This window comes from Tildeniella sp. (assembly GCF_059505325.1).
Window position 1 is genome coordinate 15,290 of the sequence record NZ_JCACKI010000003.1, and the last position, 12,431, is coordinate 27,720.

At 48.4% G+C, this 12,431-nt stretch carries 5 protein-coding genes and 2 pseudogenes; 6 read left to right on the plus strand and 1 reads right to left on the minus strand.

Annotation, left to right across the window (positions count from 1 at the left end; all coding sequences use genetic code 11):
• Nucleotide 1: 1 nt before the first annotated feature.
• Together AC5JO6_RS00950 and AC5JO6_RS00955 are read left to right on the plus strand one after the other, a co-directional pair.
• Entirely contained in the window at nucleotides 2-751 is a 750-nt protein-coding gene (locus AC5JO6_RS00950; RefSeq protein WP_496079162.1) for a tetratricopeptide repeat protein, read from the plus strand.
• A 557-nt stretch (nucleotides 752-1,308) separates the two neighbouring features.
• Nucleotides 1,309-2,358: a hypothetical protein gene (locus tag AC5JO6_RS00955; RefSeq protein WP_496079163.1), complete on the plus strand. Its 1,050-nt coding sequence runs from the start codon at nucleotides 1,309-1,311 to the stop codon at nucleotides 2,356-2,358.
• Nucleotides 2,359-2,365: 7 nt separating this feature from the next.
• Here the strand turns inward: AC5JO6_RS00955 and AC5JO6_RS00960 are convergent.
• Nucleotides 2,366-2,938, minus strand: a pseudogene (locus AC5JO6_RS00960) (Uma2 family endonuclease).
• Nucleotides 2,939-3,094: 156 nt separating this feature from the next.
• Here AC5JO6_RS00960 and AC5JO6_RS00965 point away from each other — a divergent pair.
• The 4 genes and pseudogenes from AC5JO6_RS00965 to AC5JO6_RS00980 all read left to right on the plus strand — a co-directional run bounded on the left by AC5JO6_RS00965 (nucleotide 3,095) and on the right by AC5JO6_RS00980 (nucleotide 12,314).
• Nucleotides 3,095-6,811, plus strand: a complete 3,717-nt coding sequence (locus AC5JO6_RS00965) for a CHAT domain-containing protein (RefSeq protein ID WP_496079164.1) — start codon at nucleotides 3,095-3,097, stop codon at nucleotides 6,809-6,811.
• Between the two features lie 59 nt (nucleotides 6,812-6,870).
• A complete protein-coding gene (locus tag AC5JO6_RS00970) occupies nucleotides 6,871-9,204 on the plus strand; it encodes a caspase family protein (RefSeq protein WP_496079165.1) in 2,334 nt (777 codons plus the stop codon).
• Nucleotides 9,205-9,241: 37 nt separating this feature from the next.
• A pseudogene (locus tag AC5JO6_RS00975) lies at nucleotides 9,242-9,370 on the plus strand (DUF4058 family protein); the annotation flags it as partial.
• A gap of 40 nt (nucleotides 9,371-9,410) precedes the next feature.
• Nucleotides 9,411-12,314, plus strand: coding sequence for a CHAT domain-containing tetratricopeptide repeat protein (locus AC5JO6_RS00980; protein ID WP_496079166.1), 2,904 nt, complete (start codon nucleotides 9,411-9,413; stop codon nucleotides 12,312-12,314).
• The last annotated feature ends 117 nt before the right edge of the window (nucleotides 12,315-12,431 follow it).

Here is a 12,431-nt window from a genome sequence, read left to right on the forward strand (position 1 = left end):
CATGTCATCTCTCAAACAACTTGGCTTCACCATTTCTCTTGTTCTACTAACCGGATATGCCATTCCTGCCTTACCAACCATTGCTCAGGCATCAACCACCCATCCAGCCAATGCCACACTTTTAGAACTTCAACCCAAAGCATCCGCACAAGCTGACCAGGCAGCACAAGCCGAGCAGTGGTTTAACCAGGGATGGGAATTGCTGAACGCAGGTAAACCAGAACAGGCATTGGCATTGTTCGACCGAGTGCTCAAACTGTATCCCAACCATGCCGTCACCCTGGCTAGTCGCGGGCAGGCGCTGTACGACCTGGAGCGCTACCCGGAGGCGATCGCGGCGCTCCAGCAAGCCGTAAAATTGGATGCGAAACTGGCTGGTGCCTGGGTAACGTTGGGCAATGCGCTGGACGATGGCGGACAACCGCAAGCCGCGCTGCAAGCCTACGATCGGGCAATTCAGCTAGAGCCGAAGCGAGTGAGTGCCTGGTACAACAAAGGCGTGACCCTGGGCAGATTGAAGCGTTACAAAGATGCGATCGCGGCGTATGACCAAGCACTTGCCCTCAATCCCAAATTTGAATCTGCCTGGTTCAACCGGGGTGTAGCATTGGCAAAGCTAGAACGCTATCAAGAGGCGATCGCGGCGTTTGATCAAGCCTTGCAAATTAATCCCAGCAACAAAGAAGCCCAACAGAATCGAGATCTGTTATTACGCAAAGTGGGGCAGCGTCCACAAGTCGAAACCGTTTAGGTGTCTGCCATAGAGGTGAAACCGATAGGATGTTGCTGCATAGTGGATGAATCAGACGGGGACAGGAACATCGATCGACACAGATGTTGATTTTGTTTACTGCTGTGCTTGCCATTTCTATGGCTATGCGTCAACTTACACAGGCGTGGACTTGCACTCAGGGCATGGCATCAGCTCAGCATTCACCTCGATTCATCCCTTCACCAGGCAACGCCGAAATTTGTCTTTAACAGCAGGCTGGTGTTGGTTGCGTCACATTGCTGTTTTGTGCAAACGATGTCGCCGCTTTCATTCAACGAGTTGGTAGAAAAGACGCTTCTTTCACCCGACTGGTACCGTACTCTTTAATTAAGCAAGCAAGCAGAGACAGAAACACCAGAAACAGATACTACTGCTTGTTCACAGCACTCAAAGTCTTCGTTCTATTTATCCCTCGATCGTTCCAGGTTGGTACTCACAACATTGGCTGACGTTGCTGTGCTGATGTGTGCCATCTGCCTCACTGATGCGGCTGAACACAGGTATGAATCACTCTCTTTACTCAATAGGAGTCTCCCATGTCTCAAGTGTCCCCTTCGCCCCACAGGGTGCAAACGCCGCCACCGAACAAAACACGTCGATGGCTTTTCGGTTTGGGAACCGTGGCAGTTGCGGTTCTCTTCTTGCCCAGCAGCATTCAATACTTTGTCGATCGCCATCATTACAAACAGGGGTTGCAAGCATACAATGCAGCTAACTGTACTGCTGCGATCGCGGCTCTCGATCGAGTAATTACTGCTAATCCCGGTAATGATGATGATGACCTGGTGGCGACCGCAAAGGTCAAAAAGGCGGAATGTCAGACGTTTCAGAAGGGAGTTAGCGAGCAGCAGGCAGGCAAAGGCGCAGCGGCGCTGCTAGCCTATCTCCAACTTGCCAAGCAGTATCCTGAAACCGGATTGATGAGTGCCACCCAACAGCAAACGGCTCAACTGTTTCAGCAGCCGTCAATGGTGGCTCTGGTGACACCCAAGGTCTGTGACCAAGCTGGGACGTTAACCAAACACAACCTGCTGCCGCAGCCTGCGACCAATCTGCCCAGCTTTTACCAAGCCTGTGGCAACGCCTACGCCGATCGCAAAATTTTTCCGCAGGCGCTTGCTATGTTTGAGAAATTTCTGGATGACTATCCCAAGCATCCTCAAACCGCAGCGGTCAAACGCTCCTATACCCAAGCGATCGTGAATGATACGCGCGCAAAAGGAGCAGGTAAGATTGATCGTCCAGGGTTCAGTGGCTCCAGGGGCGATGGCACGACCGCTGTTGTCATTCGGAATGATTCTCCAGAAAAGATGCGAATCGTGTTTAGCGGACCGACGCCGCGCCTGGAAGAGTTGGCACCCTGTACCGATTGCAAAAAATATGTGGGAGAAGGACCGAAGGGGTGCCCAAATCAAGGTCCAGTCGGCACCTATGTGCTGGAACCAGGGCAGTATGATGTGGTGGTGAAGTCGGTTAGCGATCGGGGTGTGCGTCCGTTTACAGGCGTTTGGGGGTTAGACAGCGGCAGTGAATACAATAGCTGCTTTTTCGTGGTGCAAAAGCCTGAAGCCGCCCCTGCGCAGTAAACCTCACTCAGCGTCCTGCGCTTAAAACCATTGCAGCCGTCACATTTAAGGTGGAAAACTGGGGCGAACGGATGGACTGATCGCCCTAGTACACCATTTCCTCGTACAAACCATCAACCCATTCCAGGACGGTGATCTTTTGAGCGATCGGGTCTACAATCCAATACTCAGGAATCTGCCGGGCGACATATTCAGTGCGTTTATAACGGTAATCGCGATTTTCTTGCTTGGGGCTAACCACTTCTACCACTAGCTGGGGCGGTGGCATATCGTGGGTAATGAGATCCTGGCTTGCTCCCTCCAATGCTGTTGCCACTTCTTCTGACAAAACAATTAAATCGGGTTGTCGTGCGGTTGCGCGGTAGCCACTGACTGCAATCTGCGCCCCAATGCTTAAACAGTAGTAAAGAATCCCCAGTTGCAAAAAGGAGGCAAACAGGAAAGAGGCAATTTGGTGATTGAGGACACTTTCGGGCGGCATGGCAATCAGTTCCCCGTTGACCAATTCGTAGCGGGTATCGGTGCCATCGTCATAGTTCAGATACTCTTCAAGTGTCATGAGTTTGGTGGCAACAGACATGGCGTGTACCTGGATGGCTGAACGGCGATCGCGCATTACTGAATACACCTATCATATCTGCTGCTGCTTCTAGCTATCAGCTTTACACTGCATAACCTCTCGCAAACGAGAGTGATAGATTACTGATGAGCTTCTCTACCCCTAGAGGATTTTTTGATGCATCACCTGAAGTCTGCTGGTCTGGCAATTGCCACTATTTGCATTTGCCTGAGTCCATCAATCCCCACTGTGGTTTCACCTGCGATCGCTCAAACGGCGATCGCGCAAAATCAGAAGGCAGAGGAGGGCAGTGCAGCTTTGCGTGAAGCAAATCGCCTGTTCGAGCAAGGAAATAAGCAACTGGAACAAAAGCAGTATCAGGAGGCGTTAAAGACATTTCAGCAAGCTCTGGTAATTTACCAAAAAGTTGGAGAGCGCCAACAGGAGGGACACACCCTTCGGAGTATTGGCAATATATATTTTATTTTGAGCGATTACGCTAAATCGCTGGAATATCAGCAGCAGACATTAGTAATTGCTCGTGAGATCAAAGATCTAGATTTGGAAGGGAGGACACTCAATAACCTCGGTAATGCATATAAAGGATTAAAAAATATAACAAAAGCGATCGAGCTGTATAATCAGTCACTAAGCACTGCGAAAGCCGAGAACAACTTTAAACTAATGCAAATCGTGCTTGGTAATCTAGGCAGACTTTACCAAGGAAAAAGTGAAAGTATTAAAGCTATCGAGTACTATCAGCAGCTAATTCTTACTGCTAGAGATGCGAAGGAAAAATATAGTCAAGCGTCTACTCTTAGTACTGTTGGCGATATTTACAGTAACGATTTAAAAGACTATCGAAAAGCGATTGAATCCTACCAAAAAGGACTACAAATTTCAGAAGAAATTAAAGATTATGTATTGCAGATTGATATATTACTGAATATAGCCAACACTACTTCTCTTTTTGCCACTTCTCAAGTAGATCACCAAAAGGCAACTAAATTCGCTCAACAAGGTTTAAAACTTGCAGAGAGTACTAATAGCCTATCTGGCAAAGCCAGAGCATTCGCTATTCTGGGTACTGCTCAGTACTATTTAAAGGATTATGAGAAGTCGATCAGTTACCTCCAGCAAGCTACTAAAAACGCACAGGAAGCGCATGAGGGATGGCGAGAAGCCCGCCTTCTTAATCAAATTGGTGATATCTACAATGATAGCCTCAACGATTATCATGAGGCAATTAGATATTATCAGCAGGGATTGAAGGTCGCTGAGAAGATTCAAGAGCGGGAACTACAAATCGAAGCCCTGCTAGATATTGCTAACTCTTCAGGTCAGATTACTGCATCACAAACGGAATACCAACGAGTGTTAAAATTGGCTCAGAAAGGTTTAAAGCTGACGGAAGGAACTGAAAACTTTTCTGCACGCGCTAGAGCATTCGCAGTGATTGCAGATCTTAACGTTGCATTGAAAGACTATGCAGAAGCAATAAAGAATTATCAGCAATCGATTGCTACGGCGAAGCAGGCGAAGGATAGTTTTCGTGAGTCAAAAGTTCTAAATGCTCTTGGTAGTCTTTATGCTAATCAATTCAATGACTATCCTGAGGCAATTAAATATTTTCAACAAGCCTTGAGAACTGCCCAAAAGACTAAAAATCCCCAGGCTGAGATAATTGTGCTTGTAAATCTAAGTGATATATACTTTCTGATCGGGAATTATCCAGGCAGCGTCGAGTCTGCTGAAAGAATCAAAACAATCAATCAAAACATCAAAGATCCAGCAATTGAAGCTATAGCTTTACTTAGTTTAACTTCTGCATACTACGGGCAAGGCGATGTACGAGCAGAAAAGGTTCTTCAACAAAGTTTGATAGCGGCACAACAGGCTAAAAATCCACTTCTTGAAGCGATTTCAACTGCTTATTTAGGCTGGTGGCATACAGATGCTGAAAGTTATTCAAAAGCTTATGAATTCACTCAGCGTAGCTTATCAATCGCACGCAATATGAAAAACCGAGATATTGAGGGACTCGCCCTTTATGTTTTGGGTAATATCTATCGCAAGCAGCGTCAGTTCGACCAGTCGATTGCAGCTTACCGAGAAGTCATAGGCAGTAAATCCTTCGTCTATTCCTATAGGGCAAAAATAGGAATAGCTCAGGTTTATCAAGATTTAAATATGCCCGTCTCTGCAATCGCTTACTATAAACAAGCTATTAATCAAATTGAAAAAATCCGCAGTTATATCCAGAAATCATCTCCAGATTCACAGCAATTGTTCTTGCAGGCTGTTCAAGGATTGGGACGCCAGAAAACTAGTGAAATTTACCGTCAGTTAGCAGAATTGCTGCTTACTCAAGGGCGGATTCTGGAAGCCCAAGAAGTATTGGAACTGCTAAAAGTACAGGAATTGAAAGACTTCGATCCTATCGTTAGAGCAAAAGTTGATAAGAACGGCAAAACCATTGAATTGGATGCCGCTGAGAAGACCATTATTGCCAAACATACAACCTACATTACCTTTGCACAACAGCTCAAACAATGCGAAGACAAAAACGATCCCTGTGAAGATCTCCGGCGACAGCGTAAGCAAGCCAAAGATGAATACGAAAAAGTTGTTAAATCCTTTGAGCAGGCACTCCAAGATCGTAAGGCAAACGATGAAAAGAACTTCCTTGATCCGAAAAATCCTCTGAATGCCAAAGCCCAAGAAATCATCAAAGCCCAGCCCAACACGGCGTTGATCTATACACTGGTGACTGACAAACGTTTGTGGATTGTGCTGGCAACTCAGAGTGAAGTGCTGCGATCGTTCGAGGTCGATGTTAGTCAAAAGCAACTGTCCGACAAGGTACAGGAATTCCGAGATCTCATGAAACGATGCGAGAAGAATCCTTGCACTGCTGCCGATACTGCTGCTTTCAAAGCCGTCAGCCAGCAGCTTTATATCTGGCTATTTCCCAAGGATCTGCAAACAGAACTGCAAGGCACCAAAGACGTTCCAAAAATTGAACATCTCGTGTTTGCGCTCGATCGTGTCACCCGCTATATCCCTATGAGTGCCCTCTTCAACGGTCAAAAATACCTCATCCAAGATTACACCGTTGCCACAATTGTCTCCGCTGATTCTACCCGCAGCGAGCGTCTTCCCACTGATAGTAAGCACACTAAAGTCCTTGCCCTCGGTCTCTCCGCTGCCAAGCCACCCGATTTCCCTTATCCCCTCCCCGCTGTGGAAGGCGAACTGAACGCCATCCTGCGCGACGAGACCGATAATCGCGACAAAACCGGAAGATTCCCTGGTCGCAAATTCCTCAATCAGCAATTTACCGCCGCGATCCTGGAACAATATTTACCTAATCGTCAAATCCTCCACATTGCCACTCACGGTCAATTTGTTGGTGGCATTCAAGAGCAATCCTATATTTTGCTTGGCAACGGCAGCAAGCTAAAGATCTCTGAAATGCTTGCGCTCTACGGATTACCAGGTGTTAACCTCGTCGTACTCTCTGCTTGCCAAACGGCTCTTGCCAGCCAAACTGCTGATGGTATTGAAATCTCTAGCGTTGGTAATGCCTTTTTTGAGAAGGGTGTTAAAAGCGTAGTTGCGTCCCTCTGGAATGTCAGTGATGCTAGCACGGGTTTGCTGATGCAAGAATTTTATCGTCACCTGGCTGAAGGCAAAACGAAATCAGAGGCTATGCGCCAAGCTCAACTTGACTTGATGACAGGCAAAAAGACTGAGAAAGATGCTCCTAGAGGTGGCGATGCTGCGTTAGTAGTGACAGCTAAACCGGGTAAGCAACTTCCTGTCCAGCGATCGCCCGACTATACCCATCCCTACTATTGGGCACCATTTATTTTGATTGGCAATGGGCTGTAAGTCGTTAGCAATTAGCTGTTGGCTAATCGCTGCAAAACCTTCCCAAGTGCCGGAGGGATATGCTGTTGGATGTCTTAGAGCCATGCCTCTGGACAAAGCGCTTGCTGCAAAACCAATCCATATTTTTACAGGAGAACGGTTCCATTATGTCCCCCATCAAGCGTCGTCATTTTCTGCAAGCGGCTGGTGCAACTCTGGCAAGCCTGGGGTTGAGCCAGTGGGATATCCGACAGCGGGCAGAGCAGTATGGGCGCGTTCTGGCGCAGGGTACGCCAGGGCGGAAGTTGGCGCTACTGGTGGGGGTGAATGCCTATCCAGACAAGATTCCCAACCTCAAAGGGTGTTTAACCGATGTGGAGTTGCAGTGGGAATTGCTGGTGCATCGGTTTGGCTTCAACCCCAAAGATATTTTGGTAGTAGCAGATCAAAGATTGGCTGTGACAGACTCTGAACCCCTCAAACCAACGCGCGACAATATCCTGACGGCGTTCACAACTCACCTCGGTCAAGCGAAGTCTGGGGACGTGGTTGTCTTTCATTACTCTGGGCATGGTTCCCGCATTATTGATCCATACCCCATTCCAGAGCTGATTATCAATGGTGAGAAAATGCCCAATACCGATCGCCTGAACGGGACGATGGTGCCCACCGATCGCCTCACCAGTGACCCTGCTATTGTGCAAGACATTATGGGAAAGACATTGTTTCTCTTGACGCGATCGCTCAAAACCGAGTTGGTCACAGCCGTCCTTGATAGCTGCCATTCGGGGGGCGGCACTCGTGGTGGACTCACCTTTCGCGCGGTGCCGTCGCGGGTGGATGGCGATCGCTACGCGAAACCCAGTCCAGCAGAACTGGAACTGCAACACCGTCTGATGAAAGACCTTGACGAAACGAAGTTGTTGGCATTGCGGAAACAAGGGATTGCCAAAGGCGTGGCGATCGGCTCTGCCCAGTTTGACCAATACGCGGCTGATGCTGCCTTCGATAACGAAACATTCCATGCTGGAGCCTTTACCTACCTGCTGACTCGCTACCTCTGGCAATCGGATACAAAGGAATCCATTAAGTCGGCGTTTGTCAACCTGGCTCGTAGCACCAAAGATTTAGCTGCCAACACCAAATATCCCGTGGAGCAATTCCCCCTCTTTGCCGCCAATCCAGTTAGCAACGAAGAAAAACGAGCCTATTTCCTCACTCCGAATCAGCCCTGGGCAGAAGCAGTCGTGCGTACTGTCAAACCAGATGGACAGGTGGAGTACTGGCTGGGGGGCACCTCTTCGTTGAGTTTGGCAGCCAGTAGCAAAGGTGGGCTGTGGGCAGTGATTGATGCCAACGGCAATGAGATTGCAGAACTGGAGCAAACCAGTCGCACTGGGTTAACGGCAACGGGCAAAGTGCGATCGGGTCAGTTGAGCAATTTGCAACGAGGCACCGTGCTGCGGGAAAAAATACGCGGTGTGCCCACTGATTTGAAATTGCGCGTGAGTTTGGATGCGTCTTTGGGCAACCAGTTGGAGGCAGCAAAAGCCGCGTTGCAAAAATTGGAGCGAGTACAAGTCGTCAGTGTTGAGCAAGGTGCTGATTGTATTCTAGGACGGTTAACTCCAGCCGTGTTGCAACAGGTTAAGCGTGGGCAAACGCAGCGAGGTGCTGTCTTACCAAACGTTGAGACTGTTGGCTTGTTTTTGACAGGGCTGCGTCCGATCGCCCCAACCTTCAGTGATCAACCTGGTGAAACGGCACAGGCAGCGATCGATCGTTTAGCGGGACGGTTCAAATCGCTCTTGGCAGGGAAGCTGCTGAAACTGGTGACGGGTAGTGATGTGGTGCTGGTTGGGCAGTCCTCAGCCTATAAAGTAGATATTGCCGTAGTGCCGAAAGGGAGCCGTATTGCGACTACACCCAAAACCTTCAAGGAAGGGACGACGGTACAGGTGCAAATTCGCAACCAGGAAAAGCGCAATTTGTATGTCGCAGTCATTGGGATTGGTGAAAGTGGGAAACTGACGCCCCTTTATCCTTACTGGAATTCGGCAGAAAGTGAAGCGTTGTTGGGTGCCGGACAAACCTTGCTCACGCCTGTCCAGGGCGATAGCTATATCTTTACGCTGGAGGGGACTGGATCGCTGGAAGTCCTGGTGTTGGCAAGCGAGAAACCGATTCGTGATGCGCTCAAGGGCTTACAAACGATCGCCGCTGGGCGTGGGGCAGAGGCTGGCTCTAGAGCACCGTTGGCTCTCTCTGGGGAGGAGGAATTGGGCTTTGTGGAAGCGCTGATGGGCGATGGCGATCGCAACACGCGCAGCGATATCACTGTGAGCCGAGACATGAACGCTATCAATCGTAGGCAACTTGCCGCCATTTCCACCATCCTAGAGGTGGTGAAATAAGAATTTAGAAATACTGGTTGATTGACAGCCGCTTTTACACACGGTTTATGAACAAGGAAATTTCGATCTGCGGATTGACTACACTCAACCCATACCAGAACCCGCATTGTCAGAGAGCGATCGCGCCTGGGTACAGGAGTGCATAACCTCCAACAGCGAAGAGTGATAGATTAACAACGAATCTTGCTCTCTATGGAAGTTTTTGGATGCATCCCACGCTCAAGCTATTTGGTTTAGCCATTGCGCCTCTGGTTCTCTCCTTGCCGATCGCGGTGGTGATAGGCGAGCGTAATCAGGGGGCGATCGCTCAGGAGACAATTAGTGAGAAGAAAGCAGAGGGCGATCGGTTGTTGCAGCAAGGTGTTCAGCAATATAAAATAGGGCAATTTAAGTCAGCCTTGCAGTTCTTGCAAGAAGCCCTACAGATTTACCGCTCTATTAACGACCGACGCGGCGAAGGCAATGCACTAGGTAATCTGGGAAGTGCTTATGATGCCTTGGGTAACTCTGCCAAAGCCGTTGAGTACTTTGAACAGACTCTAGTAGTCATGCGGGAAATTCAGAACCAACGGGGCGAAGGGCAAGCACTAAATATGCTGGGAAGTGCTTACTGGTCTTTGGGTAGCTCTTTCAAAGCCATCGAGTATCTCGAACAGAGTTTAGATATCTTTCGACAAATCCTAGATCCACAGGGTGAAGGTGATGCGCTAGGCAACCTAGGAAGTATTTATCTCACAATGGGTAACTCTGCCAAAGCTATCGAGTATCACCAGCAAAGTTTAGCTCTTGCGCGGAAGACCAATGATCCACGGGGCGAAGGAGCCTCATTGAATAATCTAGGCATTGATTATTATACTCTGAGTAATTATGCGAAAGCTATCGAGTATTATCAACAAAGTTTAGCTCTTGCACGGCAAATCAAAGACCCACAGCTTGAAGGTAATACACTAGGTGGCTTGGGCAATGCTCAGTGGTCTCTAGACAATTACACTGAAGCTATCAAGTACTATCAACAGAGTTTAGATGTCTTTCGAGCAATTTCAGATCAGCGGGGCGAAGGAGCTTCACTAAGTAATCTAGGACGTGTTCACTGGTCTTTGGGCAACTATGCTAAAGCTATTAATTACCATCAACAAAGTTTAGCTCTTGCACGACAAATCAAAGACCCACGGCTTGAAGGTAATACACTAGGTGGCTTGGGTAGCGTTTACTTTTCTTTGGGTAACTATGCTAAAGCCATTGAGTACCATCGAGAGCGTGTAGCCATCGCACAGCAAATCAAAGACCCACAGCTTGAAAGCAGTGCTCTAGGCGATTTGGGTAATGTTTACAATGCTCTAGGCAATTATACTAAGGCTATTGAACATCACCAACAACGCTTAGCTATTACGCAGCAAATCAAAGACCGACAGGGTGAAGGAGCCGCCTTAGGCGATCTGGGAATTGTTCACTACTATTTAGGAGAATATGCTACAGCGATCTATTACGAAGAACAGCAATTAGCGATTGCGCAAGAAATTGAAGACCGAAGTGGTAAACGCAACTCACTAGCTAATTTAGGAAATGCATATAACGCTTTGGGTGATTATGCTAAAGCGATTGAGTATCACCAACAAAGCTTAGCTATTGCACAAGAAATTAAATCTCAAAACAGTCAGGGAATTGCTCTCAACAATCTGGGGCTTGCCCTATTTAATAATAGACGCACAGAAGACGCAGAGGTAAGCCTATTAAAGGCAGTTGAAATTTGGGAATCTCTACGCTTTGGACTGACAGACACTCAACGACGATCCCTGTTTGAGGAACAAGCTAAAACCTATCGTTTCCTGCAACAAGTCCAAATCGCACTTCAGAAACCTGAAGCTGCTCTCGAAACTTCTGATCGCGGTCGTGCCAGAGCCTTCATCGAACTACTCGCGGCTCGATTTTCAGGCGAAACTCTCGAAAACGCAATTGCTAAACAGAAGGTTGCCAAACTCTCGCTTCCACAGATCCAGCAAGTTTCTAAAACTCAAACTGCAACATTGGTGCAATACTCGATTGCTTCTGATCAAGACCTCTACATTTACATTATTCAACCCGATGGCAGCATTCACTTTCGTAAAGGTGACATTAGTACCCTGGGTAAGTCCCTCAATGATTTTGTCAATGCCAGCCGTAACAAGCTTGGAGTTAGAGATCGTGGTGATATTGTCGTCAGTCTGACACCTGAAAAAGAACAGGAACTGCGAGAACAGCGCGATCGCGCCCTCCGCCAACTCCATCAACTCTTGATTGAGCCAATCGCCGATCTGTTGCTTAAGAACGAAAACGATCGTGTCATCTTCATGCCTCAAGGCGAACTTTTCCTCGTGCCTTTCCCTGCCTTGCTCAACGCCCAAAACCAACCCCTGATTACCCAACACACCATCCTCACTGCCCCTTCCATCCAAACCCTCGACCTCACCCATAAAACAGCCCAAGCCCTGCCCAAAGGTAATCGCCCTGCTCTTGTGGTGGGCAATCCCGCCATGCCTACTGTCACCACGATCATTGGTAATCCACCCCATAAACTTGCTCCCCTTGCTGGTTCCGAAACGGAAGCCAAGGCGATCGCCAAGCAACTCAATACTCAAGCTATCACTGGAAACGACGCTAAAAAAGATGCGATTGTCCAGAAAATGCAGAACGCAGGCATCATCCATCTGGCAACGCATGGGCTATTGGATGGCTTCAAAGGTGATACTCCTGGTGCGATCGCGCTGGCTCCCAACGGCACCAACCAGCCCAACGATGGTTTGCTGACCTCCGGTGAAATCTTCGACCTTAAGCTGAATGCCAATCTCGTGGTACTCAGTGCTTGCGACACCGGACGCGGTGATATTACGGGCGATGGAGTCATTGGGTTATCGCGATCGCTCTTCGTCGCTGGAGTCCCCAGCGTCATTGTCTCCCTGTGGAAAGTACCCGATGATTCCACTGCCTTCTTGATGACCGAGTTTTATCGCAACTGGCGGGAGCGCAAGCTAGACAAAGCCCAGGCGCTACGAAAGGCAATGCTGTCCACCCGCGATAAATATCCGCAACCATTAAACTGGGCTGCATTCACACTCATTGGTGAAGCGGAGTGACGCGCTCTTATTTCATTAATTGGGGCACCCAACACCCAATCCTCGTCAGTGGCATCGATTAATGTTACCAGTTCTGTAAGTGTGACGGTTCTCGATCACTGCCTCAAGCATTCCTTA